The 19,328-nt window shown below is 30.7% G+C and carries 14 protein-coding genes; 1 reads left to right on the top strand and 13 read right to left on the bottom strand.

What is annotated here, in order from left to right; translation table 11 throughout:
* Window positions 1–21: 21 nt before the first annotated feature.
* From ACFFVB_RS04345 to ACFFVB_RS04310, 8 genes are all read right to left on the bottom strand, one after another.
* Window positions 22–2,289: a TonB-dependent receptor family protein gene (locus ACFFVB_RS04345; RefSeq protein WP_382381489.1), complete on the bottom strand. Its 2,268-nt coding sequence runs from the start codon at window positions 2,287–2,289 to the stop codon at window positions 22–24.
* A gap of 59 nt (window positions 2,290–2,348) precedes the next feature.
* The gene (locus ACFFVB_RS04340; RefSeq protein ID WP_382381488.1) at window positions 2,349–3,644 is read right to left on the bottom strand and encodes a PQQ-dependent sugar dehydrogenase; all 1,296 of its coding nucleotides are present in this window, start codon (window positions 3,642–3,644) and stop codon (window positions 2,349–2,351) included.
* A gap of 352 nt (window positions 3,645–3,996) precedes the next feature.
* Window positions 3,997–5,157, bottom strand: a complete 1,161-nt coding sequence (locus ACFFVB_RS04335; protein ID WP_382381487.1) for a DUF6051 family protein — start codon at window positions 5,155–5,157, stop codon at window positions 3,997–3,999.
* Window positions 5,158–5,685: 528 nt separating this feature from the next.
* Window positions 5,686–8,832, bottom strand: a complete 3,147-nt coding sequence (locus ACFFVB_RS04330) for an AAA family ATPase (RefSeq protein WP_382381486.1) — start codon at window positions 8,830–8,832, stop codon at window positions 5,686–5,688.
* Window positions 8,822–9,379 (bottom strand): ABC-three component system middle component 1, encoded by a 558-nt coding sequence (locus tag ACFFVB_RS04325; protein WP_382381485.1) that lies wholly within the window; start codon window positions 9,377–9,379, stop codon window positions 8,822–8,824. Before ACFFVB_RS04325 ends, ACFFVB_RS04330 begins: the two co-directional genes overlap by 11 nt.
* Complete coding sequence (locus ACFFVB_RS04320) at window positions 9,357–10,748, bottom strand: ABC-three component system protein (protein WP_382381484.1); 1,392 nt, start codon at window positions 10,746–10,748, stop codon at window positions 9,357–9,359. Before ACFFVB_RS04320 ends, ACFFVB_RS04325 begins: the two co-directional genes overlap by 23 nt.
* Complete coding sequence (locus ACFFVB_RS04315; protein ID WP_382381483.1) at window positions 10,739–11,797, bottom strand: ComEC/Rec2 family competence protein; 1,059 nt, start codon at window positions 11,795–11,797, stop codon at window positions 10,739–10,741. Before ACFFVB_RS04315 ends, ACFFVB_RS04320 begins: the two co-directional genes overlap by 10 nt.
* A gap of 272 nt (window positions 11,798–12,069) precedes the next feature.
* Complete coding sequence (locus tag ACFFVB_RS04310; protein WP_382381482.1) at window positions 12,070–12,582, bottom strand: VOC family protein; 513 nt, start codon at window positions 12,580–12,582, stop codon at window positions 12,070–12,072.
* Between the two features lie 157 nt (window positions 12,583–12,739).
* Between ACFFVB_RS04310 and ACFFVB_RS04305 the strand changes: the two genes are divergently transcribed.
* Window positions 12,740–13,015, top strand: coding sequence for a winged helix-turn-helix transcriptional regulator (locus ACFFVB_RS04305; protein ID WP_382382227.1), 276 nt, complete (start codon window positions 12,740–12,742; stop codon window positions 13,013–13,015).
* Window positions 13,016–13,071: 56 nt separating this feature from the next.
* On the opposite strand, the gene ACFFVB_RS04300 is transcribed toward ACFFVB_RS04305, so the two are convergent.
* The 5 genes from ACFFVB_RS04300 to ACFFVB_RS04280 all read right to left on the bottom strand — a co-directional run bounded on the left by ACFFVB_RS04300 (window position 13,072) and on the right by ACFFVB_RS04280 (window position 19,103).
* Window positions 13,072–14,529, bottom strand: coding sequence for an FAD-dependent oxidoreductase (locus ACFFVB_RS04300; RefSeq protein WP_382381481.1), 1,458 nt, complete (start codon window positions 14,527–14,529; stop codon window positions 13,072–13,074).
* Window positions 14,530–14,921: 392 nt separating this feature from the next.
* Complete coding sequence (locus ACFFVB_RS04295; RefSeq protein ID WP_382381480.1) at window positions 14,922–16,718, bottom strand: AMP-dependent synthetase/ligase; 1,797 nt, start codon at window positions 16,716–16,718, stop codon at window positions 14,922–14,924.
* Window positions 16,719–17,032: 314 nt separating this feature from the next.
* Window positions 17,033–17,731: an SCO family protein gene (locus tag ACFFVB_RS04290; protein WP_382381479.1), complete on the bottom strand. Its 699-nt coding sequence runs from the start codon at window positions 17,729–17,731 to the stop codon at window positions 17,033–17,035.
* Window positions 17,706–18,317, bottom strand: coding sequence for a toxin-antitoxin system YwqK family antitoxin (locus ACFFVB_RS04285; RefSeq protein WP_382381478.1), 612 nt, complete (start codon window positions 18,315–18,317; stop codon window positions 17,706–17,708). The genes ACFFVB_RS04290 and ACFFVB_RS04285 overlap by 26 nt, the downstream gene beginning before the upstream one ends.
* A gap of 3 nt (window positions 18,318–18,320) precedes the next feature.
* Window positions 18,321–19,103, bottom strand: coding sequence for a YHYH protein (locus ACFFVB_RS04280; RefSeq protein WP_382381477.1), 783 nt, complete (start codon window positions 19,101–19,103; stop codon window positions 18,321–18,323).
* Window positions 19,104–19,328: the final 225 nt, after the last annotated feature.

Genomic DNA, 19,328 nt, shown 5'->3' with positions numbered 1-19,328 from the left:
GGTTCTTTTAATCGAGAGTTTTTAAATTGTATATCCAATTTTAATACCTCCGAACCAATTTCTTGGCATGCCTGGATAATAATAGCGCGGTTCCGAATTTCCGAAGCCTACAGCATTTATAAGTATAGAAGATGCGTAGGTTTCGTTGGTAAAATTGTTTAAGCCTACGTTAAGTCCTACAAATAAGTGCTCTGTAATATCTTTACTATAAGATAATTTTGCGTTAAGCACGGTGTACGGATCGGAATTAAGGGTGTTGGCATCATCTAGAGGCATATCTCCAATATGAAGAAAATTTGTGTTTAAGACAAGGTTTTTAAATCCAATGTGTATGCCGCCATTAACTTTTTTATTAGGCACGCCGGTAAGCTCATTTCCGGAGTAATTATTGGTATCATCCACAAAATCTATAAATCTGTTATTGGAAAATTCTGCGTTTACATAAGGGGATATATAAAATCCATTTGCAAACATGTGGGTATATAAAAGGGATAATTCAATCCCTTTATGTTCCGTTTTACCTGCATTACGACCTATATATTGATCGTCTCCAACACGGTCTGCAACTAATAAATTATCGATGTCCAGTAAGTAAGCAGAAAGCTGCATATGTAAAGCACTATTAAATAAGTAAACTTCACTACCAATTTCATAATTAAAGCCCGTTTCGGGACCTAAATCTGGATTTACTACACCTTCCGGAGTTAGCGTTTCTTCAATAGATGGATAGTTAAATCCGCGACTTATATTGGCATAAGCACTTACATTAGAAGTAAATTGATATAAAACATTTAAATTCGGGGCAAAAATAGGATCGAAATTTCGATCCGCATCCTTGTTGTTTTCATCCAAATTAAATTCATCTTTAAAATTGTAATTGGTTGTATTCATGTTTATTCCCAATTGCGCTTTTAATTTTTCAGTCAAGGGTAATGTTACCGTGGCAAAAACATTCAGATTATTTCGCTTTTCAATGTTGTCGCTCAAAAGTTCTCCTTCTAAACTACCGTTTCCATTATTGTCTTCGTAACGATTTTCTATAGTTTTCCAATGGTATTCATCTTTGTATAGTTCTCCACCAAAACTTAGATTTGCTTTGGTTTCTAGAAATTTGAAATCCTTAGCGAATAACGTTCTAGCTCCATAACCAGTAGTGAATTCATCTAATATATTAAAGGGTCTTGGTTCGTAGTGATCAAGGTAACTGTAGAATATTGAGGTTGTGTTACTAAAGTTTTTCGAAAAACGATGCGTATAACTAATACCTGTTAAGATCTGTTTATTGTCTTCATAACCTTTTGAAGATCCCCAAGTAAACGCAGCCTGAGAAGGATCTTCTTCGAATTTAGATTTGCTTATGGAACTTGGTATTTGTGCATAATAATCGGTGTAGTTTACTAAGACTCCAATTTCATTTTTATCGTTGAATTTATAATTAGAAGTTAATAAAAGCGCATTTCTATTGTAATTACTATTGTCGCGAAAGCCATCGGTTTCTAAATGATCGTAATTTATATTTAATGCTAGTTTTTGGTTCGCAGTGGCAACCGATACATTGTTTTTAATCAACCCGAAGCTCCCGACAGTAAAATTATTTCTAAAATAAGTTTCACCTTCTAAAGCGGTTTTTGAATTTAGTAATAACGTTCCTCCCAAGTTCGTACCATATTGAGTTGCTTTCGGACCTTTTACAATTTCTAAGTTTTCTATATCTTCAGGATCAAAAGCATCTATAGAGGTGTCTCCGGTTCCATTGGTAATGGGAATTCCGTTAAAATAAGCACGTATTTTATTCGTTCCATACAAGGTTCTTGAACCCACACCACGAATAACAATTCTATTGGTATTTAATGCTCCACTTTGGATATACACACCTGGAGTTTCATTTATGGCAGATACTAAATCTGTCGGGCTATATTCGTCAAATTTTTGTGACGATATTTTGGATGTAGGAATAATAACTTTACTTTCTTTTTGATAAGCTGAAGAGATAATCACTTTTTCAAGGTCTTCAGTGGTATCTAAAGCCGTTAATTTTAAAACCGTTTTGTATTGCGATAATGTTACAGATTTTATATAATAATCGGGGTGCTCTAATTTAAGTTTTAAAGGAAGTTTATAGCTGCCAGTTAAAGTAAAAAGACCTTCGGAATTTGTTTTAGCAATCTCTTCATAATTCAATATAATAGAGACATTAGAAATAGGGGAGTCTTCAAAATTAAAGATGCGACCGCTAATTTCTTGAGCATATAAGGGATTAATAATGGCGATTAAAAAGATAACCGCCATTATTTTATAAGGTATAAAGTTCATTAAGTTGTAGGTATTAACTTTAGATTCTAAATGTATTAATTGGTGTAACTTACTTTCCAAATGGTATTTCCAGAATCGTCGTTTACTAATAAGTCGCCTGTAGGAGTTACAGTAACGCAAACTGGTCGTCCGTATACATCTGTTTCACTATTTTCGGCAATAAAGCCAGTAAGAAAATCTTGAGGTTCCGAAGTTGGTTTACCATCTTTAAAAGGAATAAAAACGACACGATAACCAGAAAGCACTGAACGGTTCCAAGACCCATGCTGACCAACAAATATTCCGTTTTTATATTTTTCGGGGAAACTGTTTTGGTCGTAAAATGTTAATCCTAACGAAGCCGTATGCGGTCCTACCGATACATCGGGCACTATCGTTTTTTCTACTAATTCGGGAGCTTTTCCTGCAAGTCTAGGATCTTCAATAGATCCAAAATAGGCATATGGCCATCCGTAAAAACCATCTTCTTTAACACTTGTTACATAATCTGGAACAAGATTATCTCCAATTTCGTCACGCTCGTTAACAGCGGTCCAAAGTTCACCATTTACCGGATTCCAATCCATTCCTACTGGATTTCTAAGTCCGCTAGCATAGATTTTTTCATTCTCTCCATTTAAATCTACTTCTAAAATGTTGGCACGTCTAATTTCTTCTTCCATACCGTATTCTCCCACATTACTTGCAGAACCGACAGAAATATAAATTTTGTCTTGAGCAGTGTTTGTAATAATATTACGTGTCCAATGGTTGTTATAACCACCGGCAGGAAGGTCTACTATTTTTTCACTTTTAGAAGGATCTAGTTTAGTTTGCCCAGCTTTGTAAGGATATTTATATAAGCCATCGGTATTTGCTACATAAAAATATTCACCTATAATTAACATGCCTAGAGGCTGTTTTAATTCTTCAAGAAAGGTTTCACGTAATTCTATAGTACCATCGTTATCTTGGTCTCTTAAAACCGTGATAAGCCCAGCACTTTTTTTAGTATTGGCCTCACATACAAACATGTCGCCATTTGGACCAATATACGTCCATCTCGGATTTTTGAATCCGTCGGCCAATTTTGTTACTGTAAATCCTGCAGGAGCTATAGGCATTTTTCCTTCAGGCCAATCTACAAGGTTATTTTGTTTTCTAACGGATTCTGTAGCATAAGGTTTGGGTAGAATTAACTCTCCAATTGCAGTTTGTACGGTGTCTGCTGGTTTTTGGGAAATTATCTCTTTCTTTTCGTCGGAAACCTTCATCTCTTTTTCCTCTTTCGTTTTACAAGCAGCGAAAGAAATTAAAATCAGTAGGAATAATAAGGGTCTGTTTTTTCTCATAATTATAGCTTTTTTATGAAATTAATGGTTTCTGTAGGGCATTTTTAACTCAATCGATTTTTTAAAATAATTTTAACATTTATAAGAATTGAAAAGGAGACACTGCATTGCTTATATGAAAGAAGGTGTTTTATAACATATAGTCATAAATACATTATACAGAACTTCGTGTTTTAAAGGTATCCGCTAATGTTTCAAATATTACTTCTGTTGTGCATACATATAAATAGTTTCCCCTTGAATTTTATAGATCTGTCTCAAGGTGAAAATGAGAAATCGAATGGAATTAAAATAAGGATCTATTAAAGCATCAACTTAAAGGTTAATAGGTTGTCAATTCCTAATGCCTGTTTTAGGTATTGTAAAAATTACAAACTTTATCGAAAACCATATTGAAATCTTCCGAAATTTGAGCCTCGCAGTCTGTGTTGGTCGGGAATGGGTTTTCGTGAGTATAGTCGCGATCAAAATCTATTTCATCAACTTTAATATTTATATCTCTGTAGGCACCTTTTAAAGTATTAATGACTTCAAAGGAAGGGATAACTTTATCTTTCTTAAGCGTGATTGCATAAATTTGATCTTCATATGTCTTCAATAATCCTTCTCTAAATTCTCTCTTTTTCTGATAGTCAAGCATACAATTAAACACTTCACCTTCCATATGATCATTTAAAATATAATGATTTAGTATTTCATCTTTCTTTAAGAATTTGTCAAAATGTTCAATTAAAAATGAATATAGAGCGACATTGGCTTCACTGTCTAAAATAAATTTGGATACAGAAGAGAGACGATTAAATGTGGTTCCGCTACAGAATAAGCACATTTTTGTGTCTGAAAAATAATTCTTATAATTCGTTAATTTCAAAATTTGAGCAAGAAAACCACCAATGGAATAGGCAAAAATATCGAATTTAAAATCTTTACTAACTTCTGGATTCATGCCAGCTCTAAAATTTTCAATAAGTTGAATAAAATCGTAATACGTTTGTAATCCTGAATAAATAAAACGCTGAGGCATAGCATGCAACCTCATGCTTATCGCGACATTAGACAACGTGGAATTTACAACATTAGGATAGCGGCTTTTTCTGTTTTCGCTCAACTTATACATATCCCGTTTACTACTCCAATATTTTGGTGCGCGTTGCATATGAAACGCTAACGGAAATAAAACAACGTGACTTCCGGTACCTTCGCAAATTGCTTGTGCCCATGGCAAATATTTTGTCCAATCCTTCTCATTAAAACCATGTAATAGAAAGATCACTTTTTTAGCAACGGTGGTGTCTTTGGGTTTTATAATCTGGTATTTAAAAAACCGATTTTCGTCTACATAAATATCCTTAATATGGACATTGTCGTTTATGGTACCAACTTCAGTATGAAACGCCGTAGTGCTTTTTAGATTTATATGATGTTTTAGACATTCATAATCGGAATTTCCAGGTAGTATTTTATGTGATAAAGATTCAAAATCGTACTCTAAAATTTCTGTTTTGGTATTCATAAAAAAGTATTTAAAATACTAACACGTTAGTGTTATATAAACAAAATTAGAATAAAATTCAATTGATGATATTACTCTTATTTACGTTCTTAAATGAACTATAAATTTAACGAAATTCTGAATAATAATGACATTAAACATAGTGTATTTTGATGGCGATGTTCATGAATTTAAGATTGTTTTTAGGTGTTGAATTTTAAGTTTCTATTATCTTTTACTAAAGATTTTGGAAGATAGAATTTTAATGGTTGTTTCTTTTTCATAATGTCTATTACTACAGAATTATCTATATAATTTGAAGCTTCATTTAAAAACCTAATATAGAGTTTACCGAAATGACTAGTATTATTCCTTGTCTTAGCTTTTATTTTCTTTAAAGGTTACCAAAACTCCAGATGCATGCTAATATATGAGTGGTTGAACAATTTTATTTGTTCAGGTACACGGCCTTACTTTCTAAAAAATTTAAAAATGTAACTTTGAGTATTGTAAAGAGTAGGTTGGTTTTCATGTTGATGGTGTTGAATTCTAGTGTCTTATTGTTTCTAATTTTCCAAAAGTTTCAAATTGTATGAATTTAGATTTAAGTAATTTTTCTGGTATCTTTTTTTGTAACAATAAATGAAAATTTTCTTCATGTGTAGATACAATTAATTGACTATCTAGATTAATAGTTAGACTCCTAAATAAATCAATAAAAGATAAAATGTTAATACTATCCATTGATTGAATTGGATCATCAATAAAGATACATTTTATTGGTTCTTTTGTTTCAGGATTTGTTGCTTTCAATGCTCTGGCAAGAAATATACTTAAACTCAAAATGTTAATTTGAGCAGAACTAAAATAAAGAGCAGGAATAGATTTTTTTCCATCAGGATCAACCGTATAAATTTGAAGTCTTGGTTTTGATTCACTAAAATCACAATCAAACTCTATTTTGTAATTATCAGGATGAGGATCTATTTTTGAATAGATTTTGTTTATTAATTCAGTGTAAAAAAAGTTATCAATTGTTTCTTTTAGGTATACTTCGAGATTCTTTTTTTCATTTTCTAAAGCCGTTTTAACTTTCTCTAATGTTCCAATTTCTTTTCTTAAAGAATTAATGTTTTCTTTTATTTTTTCTGTTTCTAAAAAATTAAGAACATTATCTTTTAGATTTTGAACAATTTCATAATGTTTTTGAATTTCTTGTTTTACTTCAATTTGCTTTGATATTTTATTTTTTAAAGAGTCAAATTGGTCTGTAGTATCTTTTAATAATAGGTTAGATAAGTTTATTTTATATTCACTGAAGATAAAATTCTCAAAGTTCTTAATTGTTTTGTTATTTGATGACTCAAGTATTGATGATTGATCTATTTTTTTATTGATCTCTTTTTTTGATAAGTCATTATTAACCAATATCTCTTTAAGTTTCTTCAATTTTAAATTTTCATTTTTAATGTTTTCTTTGATAGAAGTAATAGTTGTTTCTAATTGAGAGATAAAAGTGTTTAATACAATACTATCAATAGAATTTGTTTTTAAAGTTTCTCTAAAATAATTAACAATTAATATAAAAACTTCATTTTCCTCTTCTTTTAAAATACTATTCTTAAACAATTCTAACTCTTTTAAAGATTTGTTTATTATTTCTGTTGATTTTTGTATTGATAAATTAGTATCGTTTATTTGAGTATTAAGTTCATTTATTTGGTTTTTATGATTTTCAAATTCAGTACTGATTTTATCTTTAAAATCATTAATTTTAAGTCCTTCAAAAAATTGTAACGCAATAGTTATTTCTTCTTTTAATAAACTTAATGATTCATTATTTTTTTTTAGTATTAGGTTTAGTCTTTCTAGTTCATTGATATGTTTGGTTTTATTGATTTCTTCTTTTGATACTAGTGTTTTTATATATTCTTTAAGTTTATTTAAAACATTAGAATTTTGTTTTTGTAGTTTACTTTTTTTTGTTTCTAGATTAGCTTTTATTGTTAAGTTTAATTTTAATAAATCATCTATTAATGGGTTGCTAGATATTTTATTAGAAAGTTCTGAAAATGTTTTAAAGTTTGTTTGACAAAGAGGGCAAGAAGATTCTTCTTTTTCAGAAATTAAATTTAAACCTTTAGATATGAATTCTTTTAATTCAGAATTCAAATTTTTCTGATTGTCAATTTGTAAGTTTAAAATTGAAAGTTCGTTTCCTAGTTTGGCAATTTCAATTCTTGATTCTATAACTTGTTGGATTTCATTTTCGTAGTCTTTAAACAATGAATCATCCAACAACAACTCAATATCATTATCTAATTTAATTAAATAGACTTTATTAGCTTCAATTTTATTTGTTGAGTTTTTTACTAAATCTATAGTTTTTTTAATATCAACTTCAAGAGTTGACATTTTTTTTAAAAGAATTTCTTGTTCTTCATTCTTTTTCTTAAGCGTAGCTTCAAATAAGTTTACTTTTTCTAGTTTTTTATTTAGAGTAATTATTTTATCTTGATGATTAGAGAGACCTATTTTTAAGTTGCTTAAACTTAAGTTTAATTGTTGCAAGACTGTTTTTTGATCTTCATTTAGTTTAATACTTTCTTTTTTCTTCTTTTCTAATTGATTAATATTATCAAGTATAGTTAAGTATCTTGGATATTGCTTTTTAATTTTTAAAGATTCATCAAGAGTATTTATATTTTTGTCTAGTTCTTTATTTAATTCTAAACTTGTTTTTTCTAAGATTTCTTTTTCCTTTAAATCAGAGAGTATTTTAGTTAGACTTTTAATTTCTTGATTAAGTACTTTTGACTTTTCGATATTATTGTAATATTGAATAACTCCAGATTTATTTTCATCATCCTTACTACCATTAAAAGCAAGTTGAATATTTTTGCTTCTTAACTTTAAATGTTCAATGTCAATTTTAAGTTCAGTTAATGAGGAGTCTATTTTTTGAGTTAGAACAGTATGTTCTGTTTTTTCAAAGTAGTTCTTCTTAATCAAGCTTAATTCTTCTTCTTTATTAATTAGGAAGCTAATGGAATTGTTAATTTCTTCAAGTACTTTTGAATCTCCTTCAAAATCAAATTGTAGTTGTTTATTTTCTAAATCTAATTTTTGTTTATTTAAATTGTATATCTCTTTTTCGGTGATTTCGATTAACTTGTCTAAATTTTGAAGACCAATATTAGAATCATTTAAATGTGGAATATTAGATATAAATTTCTTATATCTATCATCAGCTTTTTCTTCTTTTATAAAAGAGTCTATTAAATCTTGGGATAAGACAACATCTCTGAAATACCCATTTATTGGTTCTTTTTTAAAATTATAGACTTTGGAATTCGATATATTCCTTTTTGGAAATATTTTCTTTGTATCGTTTGTGAAAACATCAACAAACCCTAATTTATCTTGACCTTTATGCTGTAAGAGATAATTGTCTTTGTTAATTTTTCTGTTTTCTTTTCCAATCTTTTGATTTTCAGATGCATTCTTCTGGAATCTAGATATTTGTCCAGTTACTCCCCATTCGACAGCATCATAGAATGATGTTTTTCCATATCCATTCGGTGCATATATAGAAATAAAATTAGCTGTGTCTTTTCCAATAGAAAAATCGAATGTAGAATGTTCAACATTATCATAAGCTCTAAACGCAGAAATTTCAACTTTCTTAATCTTCATAGTAAGCTTTTTTTAATTGTTCGATAATATTTGTTTGTAACTTCGTATTTCCTATAATTGAATCAGTTTTGGGAATTAAATCCCAAATTGATTTGTTTTTTGGTTCGTATTTTTTTTCAACACTTTCATCTGTTTTATTCACGATATCTATTAAATCAGTATTGGTAATATGTTGAATAATTAAATTATTTATTAATTCATCTCTTAGTTTATCTATTTGACTGTCTACAACAATTTTTCTACTTGAGAATTTATTGTTTTCTATTTTTGCTTTTAATTCTTTGTCTACTTTATCTGAGAAAGTATAGATTATATATAAATTCCATTTATCATCTTTGGAATCCATTTTGCTTTGAAATTTTAGTGCAATTTCTTCTGAAACTAAACGCCAATTATCTTTTTGCTCAATATCAGAAGATTTACCGTTCACTATAAATACACTTATTTTTACACCTATGTCATGTACTAAAAATTTAAAATTTAAATTCTCAAATCTTTTGGATAAGTCATCTAAAACTGTAGTACTATATGCTGAATAATTTTCCATATTCTTTTTTAAGTTTATCTTTTAAAGCCTCAATGTTTTTAGTGTTATATGCACTGTAATCTTTAGAGTTCGCCACTAACAAAAATTCTTTTATATATTCAAAATGTATAAAATTATATTTTTCAAAAGCAAATTCTTTTAACTCGTTAGAAGCATTGTCAATAAAAATATCTCCAATATTTCCTTTTTCGAATTGATTCTTCAAGTAATCAATCCTAGGTATAATACTTTCTTTATCAATTTTATAATGCCTTATATCTGCTTTAATAGGTAATTTATTTGTTTTAATCATTACTGTTCCACCAATTTTCAAATTGGGATAATCATACAGAATACATTCTGTAAGAAAATCAGGATCTTGCCAATTAGCATCTGTGTCTCGATAGATTAATCTCAAGGTATTAAAAACATCTTCTAAATCTTTACTACAATGACCTTTGTCCTTTGCAATATTAATTATACAGATAAATTCTAACCAAGTTAAGTATATAAGTTCATTGTTTAATTTGAAAGATTCACTTTCATTTAGAAGTAAACGTTCTTTGAAATATTCTTTTATATAAATAGGAGTGATGCCGCTTGTAATAACTTCATTTGCTTTACTTTTTAGATAAGCTCTTGTGAAGGATATGTCTTCATCATCAATTCCAGCATCAATATTAAATGCTTTATCTTTTAAGTATATAAAACTTCCCATATATGGAGGTAACAATAGCCATAATTTATCTTTATTTTCTGGGTAATTTATAATGTCATCAAAATACTTTATTGGTACAAATTCTATTTCTCCATTCGGAACTTGAGAAGTAACTTCGCTTTGTATTCCAAATAATGAAATAGTATTATTTTCTATTTTCATTATCCCACCTCCAGAAAATCCTGATATTTGTGTTTGTTCTTTAGTTGTATCAATTAATTGAGCTCGACAAAGTTTACTGCTCTCATTTTTAAAAGAATCAATTTTAAAACTATTATACTTTTCACTTAGGGTAGCTTTTTCTTTTAAATATCCAGGATAACCACATAAATCAGTATTAGTTAATTCAGAAAAAGAAGTATTACTATAAATTTTTTCATAACCTTCTAAAAAGGCGATTTTCAATATTGCAATATCAGCATCTTTGTGTGGAAAATAGGTGTCATTTTCTTTCAATTCTAGCTTAATTGGGACTTCCTGTTTTTGAATGTAAATAATAAGATCATTCAATAATTGCTTTTCATCTACTCCTCTTTCGTTTGGTTTTTCAATATACAGGTTATGTTTAGCTGTTAGAATATATGTGTATTCCAGTTTATTCATAGGTTGAAATAAAACACCGCTACCTTCGCCAACTTTTACACTATATAATTTTAAATCGTCTATTCCCATTCATCAATAGTGTTTATTTTGAAACCTTCAAAATCTTCAAAATCCTTTTCATTAAATATGTTCTGCCTTACGCTATCATAATTAAAATGAATATTAGAGTTTGAGTTATGATTAATTAAACGTGCAATAGTTCTTTTATTTGGTAGCCCATGAACTTCACTATTTGAGCTTATAACATAATTATCTGCTTTAATAAGTTCTAATAATTCTTGGTTCGTGTTTTTGCAACTTCCGTGATGAGAAACCTTTAAAAATTCTAATTTAATGGGGTTCTCTTTAGTGTATCCTAAGTCCTTTAAAGAGTCTATAATAATTGATGGATGCGCATCTCCTAAAAATAAATAGTTTTTAGATTCAAAAGTTAATATAAAAGCAATTGAACTACCATTAGGCACGCTACCATCTTCTTCTAATTTATAATTAGGATTATTTTCTTCTTTTATAAAGTCACTAATAGAAGTATTCCAATCGGTTGAAGCTCCTGAGGTTTGATAATTATGTTTTGGTTTTTTATATTCCTTTAATAATCTTTTAAGAGCTTTATCATTAGGGGAAAGAAGTTTTATCTCAACTCCATTTTGATTAACGGTTTGTCCTGTTTTTAAAATCTCCTTATCCCAAACATTAAATTTTTCAATATAATCTTCAAAAACTATTGCTTGAGGCACACTGGTCTGAGTTGTTTCAAATATTTTAAGGGTTTCAATTAATTCTTTATTCTCTTCCTCATCAAAATATTTAGCAATAGATCGTCCTGAATTGAACCAAACCTTTTCAATTATTTCAAATGCATCTTTGTCTTTTTCAAACCATTTTTTCAAGCCTCCAATATGGTCCTCATCAATGTGTGTGAGTATAAGAAGATCAATTTTTTCTTCTTTTATTTTAATTTGTTCAATAGTATCATATAGATCTCCATATTTACCTGATCCATAATATGTTTTTGGCATTCCACCATCTATGAGAATATTTCTGTTTTTTTCGTTAGTATCTTTAAATGATATAATTATTGAATCTCCATTATGAGCTTTTATGAATTTGATTTTCATTGATTTTTTTGCGTAAAAAATATTAAATGTACACTCAAATATAACATTTTTAAAAAAGCTTCTATCTGTTTGTTTAACTGTTTTTTAGCTTTTTAAATAAGATATTTTTATCCTATAAATTAAAATAGTTGTTAAACTTTATTATATATAAAACGTCACCCTAAAACAAGTTCAGTGTAACGATAGTAAAGTAACAGCTGTATCCATAGCAAACAAAAAAAACGTAAGCCCATTTCGACTTACGCTTTATAGCGAATTGTATGTTAAAAGGCTTATTTTGTATAAGCTCCAGAAGAATATGTTAATTCGTAACTGTGGGTGTATATTTCGAAAACAATCCCGAAAGGATCCTCTACATAACACATTTTAAAAGGTTTTTCATTCGGATAATATTCTCTAATTGGCATCCGTTGTTTACCACCATAGGCCACTATTTTATCAATTAAATCTTCAATGTTTGGATCTTGAATACTGAAGTGAAATAAGCCCGTGTTAAACGGACTAAATTCAGGGGCTTCTTTTACACCGTGAGGGAAGCAAAAAATTTCGACACCAACACCATCTGAAGTCGATAAATGTGCGATTTCAAATTGGTCCCAATCTTCGCCAAAAACATCGATACACATGATGCCAATGGCCGTTTCTTTTTCTTTTTTAATAGTCGATGGCTCCATTATCGTATACCAACCCATAACTTCGGTATAGAATTTTACAGCCTTCTGAATATCTGGAACAGTGATTCCAATATGTGAAAATGATTTTGGATAATCTTGTTTTGCTGACATAATTTTTTATTTAGATTACAAATTTAGACTATATTTGCATGTTAGGCAAGTACTTACATTATTGTGCTATAGTTACCTAAACGAGTAAAATACTATATATCAATTAAATATAATTAAAATTTTGAATAAAGAAGTTAAATGTCCGCTTAATTATACTATGAATTTAATAGGAACAAAATGGAAACCGTTGATTTTATTTCATTTATTAGAAGGGGAATTACGTTCTGGAATTCTACAAAAACATATTGATGGTATTTCTAATAAAATGTTTACACAAACGGTTAGAGAGTTAGAAAAAGATGGTCTTGTTGTTAGAAAAGTGTTTCCTGTAGTGCCTCCTCGTGTGGAATATAAGTTAACGGAAAGAGGAATGTCTCTGGAATCTGTTTTGAGAGGATTAGATGCTTGGGGTTTAAAGGATTCTAAGGAATAGATTTTAAGCTGTATCGAAGGTTAGAAGAGGAGTGTTATAATACAAGAATCGATTTGTTATTTATCATTTTTTTTTAATGTACTTCCTCTTGGAGCATCATCTTTTAGTAGTACAATTTCGGAATGTAAAAACTTTGCAGCCGCTGCAGAATCTTTAACTTTTGAAGTGCTACGGGCTAGCATTTCAGCTTCAAATTCTGTTAACACCTGTTCTCGTATTCCGTTTTCTTTCCAATCTGAAGACCATTTACATCCTTTCGTAATACCACGAGCGAGAGATAATGCATCTAACAAGGCCTGATTGGCACCTTGTCCTTTAAAGGGACTCATAGGATGAGCTGCATCTCCTAAAAGTGTGATTTGGCGTTCTTGTGATAATTCTTCATCTGTAAGTAACGCACGATCGTAAACGGGGTAACCTGAAATTTGAGATTCATTAGTGGCTTCCATGATCTGAGGAATAGGATTATGCCATAGTGTTCTTTTACAAGCTTCTTTTTTAAGCGCTTTTGAGCCTTGGGAACTTAATAATTTAGCATCGTTTTCAGCCATCGGAAAACTAAGTTGCCACATGATAGAATCTGAAGAAAATGGCATCATGTAAATGCGTTCATTACCATTTGCTGTTTGAAATACAGTGGCAGAATCTAACAAATCGCTTTCAATACCTTTAAGGTTTTTTAACGGACAAATACCTAAAATGACTATACAATCAAGGTAACGTAAAGGTGAATGATCTTCGCCAATAAGAAGTTTTCGTACTGTACTGCGAATACCGTCTGCACCAACGACTAAATCTGCATAGGTTTTTATTATTTGGCCATCTACTTGAAAATTAAGTTCTGTCTTTTCGCCTTCATTTATTTTAAAATCTATCAATTTATGTCCCCATTGCACATCATTATGGCTTGGTAGTTGGTCTAGAAGTGCTAATCGTAACGATTGTCTAGGAATATGTACGTTGGTTTTTTTTCCTTTGTTTTGCGAATCAGTTTGCATCCATTTTCTAAAACCCCATTCGCCAATCACAGTACCATCTGTGGTGTGCACGACATGGCGAGTGGATATAATACCAGCGTCGAGTTCTAAAATTCCGAATCCCGACATGGCTTTACTTGCTTGTTGTAACGTTAGGCCGTAGCCCTGAGATCGTGCATCAAAATTATGATCGCGTTCATAAAGTGTAAATGGTATATTTCTATGTAAACAGGCAACTGCTAACGCAACACCTCCAATTCCGCCTCCAATAATGGCAATATGCGGATAGTTATCTGTGTCTGGAATTGGCTGAGTAGCACTAGGAATTATTCCAGATCCATTACATTTCTCGCAAGGATAGAGACTATGCTTTAATGGTGTTGGTGGTTTTCCTTGGCCATCGGATTTATTGAATACAACTAATGCCTTTTGGTAACGTAGCCGATCTTGCTTTCGGATTCTACGCTTTTTTTTTCCAAGTCCTTGGCATTCCAAACACATGGTCCAATGCAATTTATTTTGTTTTGATGTTTTCAATACGAATTCTTATATAGCAATATTACAATAACCTCTGTTTCGTCTAAAATAGAATCGTTGTTTTTTCAATTGAACTTGTAGATTTTAAGTCCTCTATTTTAAAAGCAAATTATTTTAATGTGTTGAAAATATCTGAATTAAGAATTTACTAAAATTAGTCCTTAAAAGTACCTGACTAAAAATAAAGAGTAGAATCTATAATAACAAGACTTGAGTTCTTAAAATTTAATTCTATCTAAAAAAGGAAAGATTGTTTTGTGTTGAGAAGCATTTTGGCGACAGTTGGGGTGTCGCCAGGCTTCACTATTTTTTGTCCTTTTTAATTGCTAATATGTTTATCGTATGGATAAACATATTTCTGAAGGAAATAAATTTCAAAATAAAAGAAGCTTTTATTCTGAATACATCTTATCGATTAGTTCTTTGTATTTATTATGAATGACCTTTCGTTTTAATTTTAAAGTAGCGGTAATTTCTCCTGCCTCTATACTAAACTCTTTAGGTAATAAAGTGAACTTTTTGATTTTTTCAAATTTCGAGAATTCTTTCTGTAGTTCTTCAAAGCGTTTTTCAAAAAGATCAATAATCTGATTATTAGAAATTAGATCTTCAGCATTTTTAAAACTGATTTTGTGTTCTAAAGCATATTTTTTTAGATTGTCGAAACTAGGAACAGCAAGAGCTGTAACATATTTTTGCTGATCTCCAATCACGGCAATTTGTTCTATAAACGAATCCGTAATTAACGCATTTTCTAATTTTTGAGGGGCAATATATTTACCTCCAGACGTTTTCATTAAATCCTTAATTCTATCTGTAATAATCAAGTTCCCTTTCTCGTCAATCTTACCTGCATCACCCGTTTTAAACCAACCATTATCAAAAACTTCAGCTGTAGCTTCGGGTTTTTTATAATAACCTTTCATAACTCCTGGACCTTTGACTAAAATTTCATTATTATGTCCAATTTTAATTTCAGAGCCTTCTATAGGTTTTCCAGCCGAATTAAATTCAAAATGTGTATCTCCAAAGAGTGTGACGGTTGCTGTGGTTTCGGTTAAGCCATAGCCACATTTTATATTTAAACCAAATGAATGGAAAAACGACACCATATCTGGTGCTAGGGGAGCTCCTCCGCAAGGCATAAATTTTATACGTCCGCCAAATACGTCACGTAATTTGCTTAACACCAATTTATCGGCTATGTTATATTTTAATTTTAGAGCAAGTGGAATTTTCTTTTCTAGGCGTTTGTGCTTGTTATAATAATTATTACCAATACCTAAAGCCCAGCTTGCTAATTTCATTTTAGTAGGAGAAGCTTCTTTTCTTTTATCTTGAATAGCTGCAAAAATCTTCTCGAATATGCGAGGAACTGTACACATTAAAGTAGGCTTAACTTCTTTTATAACATCTACAATTTTTTTAGGATCTTGATTAAAGTAGACTTCAATTCCTTTTTTCAAACAGAAAAATACCCAGCTACGTTCGTATATATGACTTAAAGGAAGAAAACTTAACGAGACATCTTTTTCTGAAACGTCTAGTTCATAATCATGGCCATACAAGGATCCTCCAAAGTTCGTGTAATCTAGCATAACACCCTTAGGTTCTCCAGTAGTTCCAGAGGTGTAAATGATACTTGCTGTATCTTCAAAATTACACTCGTAATATCTTTTCTGAAGTTCGGTATCGATCATTTCTGAAGGTTCAAAGGCTATAAAATCTTCTAAATAAATAGAATTACCTGACGGCTGAAGTTTTATTGTTTTTGTTAAAGCTACAATCTGTTTTAAGTAACTAGATGTTTCAAGAAGCTCGTATGCTTTATCATATTCGTTTTGGTCTCCTGCAAAAAGTAAACTTACCTCCGCATCATTTACGACATATTCAACTTCTTTTTTAGAATTTGTAGCATAAATTGGTATCGTCACAGCTCTAACTCGCATAATTGCGCAATCTGCAATGACCCAATTTGGCATGTTTTCTGAAAAAATCGCAACATTTTGTTGTTCCGAAATGCCGTAATTCAAGAGTGCTTTAGATAAGATTTCTATTCGAGACTCAAAATCTAACCAAGATATACCTTCCCATGTATTACGCGTATTGTCCTTAAAATAGACTGCATTTTTATTTTTAAAATGCTGACTGTTTTCTTTTATCTCTTCTACTAAGTGTTTATAATTCATTACACTGTTATTGGTTCCAAATTAACCTAGGATTTTGCCTAAATTAAAGTGAACAAAGTTACGAATAATTGTACTCTTATTGCTTAAATAGAAAATTTTAGATTTTATTAGTCTTTCAATATTATTTAGTTTGTCGCTTTCTTCTTATTAGTAATGAAAAAAAGGAAACGCTAAGCTTATAAGCTTAGCGTTTCCTTTTTTAACAAAATGTTATCTAATATTGTATTAAAGTATACAAAGTGTAAGCGTTCTTCATAATTTAAATTATCAAGCATTACTTTACTTAAATGATATAAAAAGTGGTGTAACCTTTTCTATAATTGTTCTTTTTTAAGTGCTTTAATATCTGTTATTAGTTGTGCTATTGAAGCTCTGTTTAAGCCATTATAAATACCTCTTATATGTTTGTTTCTATCAATAAGCAAGAAGTTTTCGGTGTGAAGAAAATCGTCTAAACTTTTTGGTACACCCAAGTCGTTTTCAACAAAATACTGATTTCTACCTAGATCGTAAATTTCTTTTTTATCACCCGTTGCTAAGTGCCATTTGTTATCGATAACATCATGAGATTTTGCATATTCCTTTAATACGGGAACAGAATCTTTTGTAGGCATTACAGAATGAGATAGCATAAGGACCTCAGGGTCGTCTATAAATTCACCTTGAACTTTTAGCATGCTTTCGGCCAATTGCGGACAAATTCCAGGGCAAATGGTAAAGAAAAAATCGGTGACATATATTTTATCCTTAAAAGTGTTTTGAGAAATAGTATCTCCTAATTGATTCACTAATTTAAAATCAGGAATCTTATGAAATGCTTTTTCCTCTTCAGAGCCAGGAGTGATCCAATTCGGTGTAAAAGACTCGTCTTCGTAATATGGCAGATAATCAACTCTGCTTGTTTCAACAGTTATAATATCTTCCTTTTTTTGCTCATTTTTACAACTGGTACTTAGTACAAGTAGTATAATTAATAATGGGCTATATTTATTTATCTCTTTTAATAACTTCATTTTCTAGTGTATAACATGAATTTGCTCTTTTCATACCAAAAATACGTCCGTTTTTGGCTTCATAATTTACATATAAGGTTCCGTTTTTTAACCATGCTTTCTGTAAACCGTTTTCTTTCCCATTAACAAGTTGTCTATGTTTTGCCAATTGCCCTGTAGGATACCATTCTTTTTCAAACCCTTGTTTTACGCCATTTTCGTAATAGGTTTGCGAAGATAAAACAGTGTTGTCCCACCATGTTTTATATGCGCCATTTAAACGGTTGTTTTTGTAATATAATTCTACACGAAGTATCCCTTTATCCGACCATCTTCTGGCTAAACCTTCTCTTTTTCCGTTAACAAAACCTATGCGTTCTGCCAGAGTATCGTTAGCGTGATAAGTTACGGAGTAGCCAAAATACGGTTTGTCTTTATAGTACCATCGGCCTTCAAGCTGATTTAAAACCAAGTCTGCTTTTAATACCTCAAGATTGTTAATTTCTAAGGGAGCTTCTGTAGCAACCTCTCTTTTTTCAGCCGTCTTTGTATGACAGCCGATAAGAAAAAGTAAAGAGAAAAAAGCTATGAGATATCGTGTTTTCATGAATTAATAACCTTGAAAAGGACCAGCAAATGCTAAATAAGATCCTGTAGTAGAATATATTTCGTTTATTATATGATAATGGTACTCTTCTGCGCCATCGGTATATTGTGTTGTAGAAGTATGTCCGCCAGAGGCATCTAAATCTGTAGGGTAAGTTCCTGTAGAAAAACATTTTCTACCGTATAAAAACACACCATCTAACAAGATTCCAGCCAAGCTATTGTCGTCGTCTGTAAATGCAACTGGTTCTAGATGATAGTGATATACACCAGGACCAATATGTGCTCCTGTCCAGTCTAAACTTGCAGCAGCTTGATCTAAATCTCCAGCACCTTCTTGGTCGTTAAAGATTGAAGCCCCACTTACTGCAATACCTATGGTATTTAATTCTGTATCTACTGTATTTCCAGTTAAATCAGGTGTAGCGTCTACGGAAATTGTCACTGCATTATTGTTACTAGACATAATTGATGGGGTTGTGGCTACGTCAGATTCTTCTCTGTATAACGAATTTCCTTCTCCCCAGTATACGCTTTCGTGATCTGGTAAGCCTGTAGTTTCTATAACCACTTTCGACCCGTCTAAATAAATAGTGGTTGCTTCTGTATTAAATGCAGCGAATGCTGCGTGTAGTTCTGTTACGGTATCACCATCATCATCGTCCTGATTTGTAGGGTCGTCTGTAGAGCTCGAGTCGCTAGTTGAACTCGACTCGTCACTTGAGCATCCCATAAATAATGAGATAGCCAATGTTGTGAATATTAATGTTCTGAATGTTTTTTTCATTTTTTAGGTGTTTTTTTCTTGTGTGTTAATCGATTCTTTTTAAATAATTTCAATTTGTGGGATAAAACTAAGGATTACCCAGATATAATATTAATACAATCAATTAAAGCGGTAAACTTTTAAGTAAACGGGTGTTTATATTCAGCCAATAGGATTTGACTAATTTATAAAAGCTGTTTTTTTAGAAAAAAATGAAAGATCTAATGAAAGGTTTAGTTGTTTATT

Origin of the sequence: Formosa undariae (assembly GCF_042427615.1) — a bacterium.
GTDB lineage: Bacteria > Bacteroidota > Bacteroidia > Flavobacteriales > Flavobacteriaceae > Formosa > Formosa undariae.
This window is presented reverse-complemented; position numbering and strand designations above follow the sequence as displayed.

Bases quoted from the DNA above. Each gene is read 5' to 3' on its own strand.
- ACFFVB_RS04345 (WP_382381489.1), bottom strand. From the start codon at position 2,289: ATGGCGGTTATCTTTTTAATCGCCATTATTAATCCCTTATATGCTCAA.
- ACFFVB_RS04285 (WP_382381478.1), bottom strand. From the start codon at position 18,317: ATGAAAACACGATATCTCATAGCTTTTTTCTCTTTACTTTTTCTTATC.
- ACFFVB_RS04340 (WP_382381488.1), bottom strand. From the start codon at position 3,644: ATGAGAAAAAACAGACCCTTATTATTCCTACTGATTTTAATTTCTTTC.
- ACFFVB_RS04280 (WP_382381477.1), bottom strand. From the start codon at position 19,103: ATGAAAAAAACATTCAGAACATTAATATTCACAACATTGGCTATCTCA.
- ACFFVB_RS04335 (WP_382381487.1), bottom strand. From the start codon at position 5,157: ATGAATACCAAAACAGAAATTTTAGAGTACGATTTTGAATCTTTATCA.
- ACFFVB_RS04310 (WP_382381482.1), bottom strand. From the start codon at position 12,582: ATGTCAGCAAAACAAGATTATCCAAAATCATTTTCACATATTGGAATC.
- ACFFVB_RS04320 (WP_382381484.1), bottom strand. From the start codon at position 10,748: ATGGGAATAGACGATTTAAAATTATATAGTGTAAAAGTTGGCGAAGGT.
- ACFFVB_RS04290 (WP_382381479.1), bottom strand. From the start codon at position 17,731: ATGAAGTTATTAAAAGAGATAAATAAATATAGCCCATTATTAATTATA.
- ACFFVB_RS04330 (WP_382381486.1), bottom strand. From the start codon at position 8,832: ATGAAGATTAAGAAAGTTGAAATTTCTGCGTTTAGAGCTTATGATAAT.
- ACFFVB_RS04295 (WP_382381480.1), bottom strand. From the start codon at position 16,718: ATGAATTATAAACACTTAGTAGAAGAGATAAAAGAAAACAGTCAGCAT.
- ACFFVB_RS04305 (WP_382382227.1), top strand. From the start codon at position 12,740: ATGAATTTAATAGGAACAAAATGGAAACCGTTGATTTTATTTCATTTA.
- ACFFVB_RS04325 (WP_382381485.1), bottom strand. From the start codon at position 9,379: ATGGAAAATTATTCAGCATATAGTACTACAGTTTTAGATGACTTATCC.
- ACFFVB_RS04315 (WP_382381483.1), bottom strand. From the start codon at position 11,797: ATGAAAATCAAATTCATAAAAGCTCATAATGGAGATTCAATAATTATA.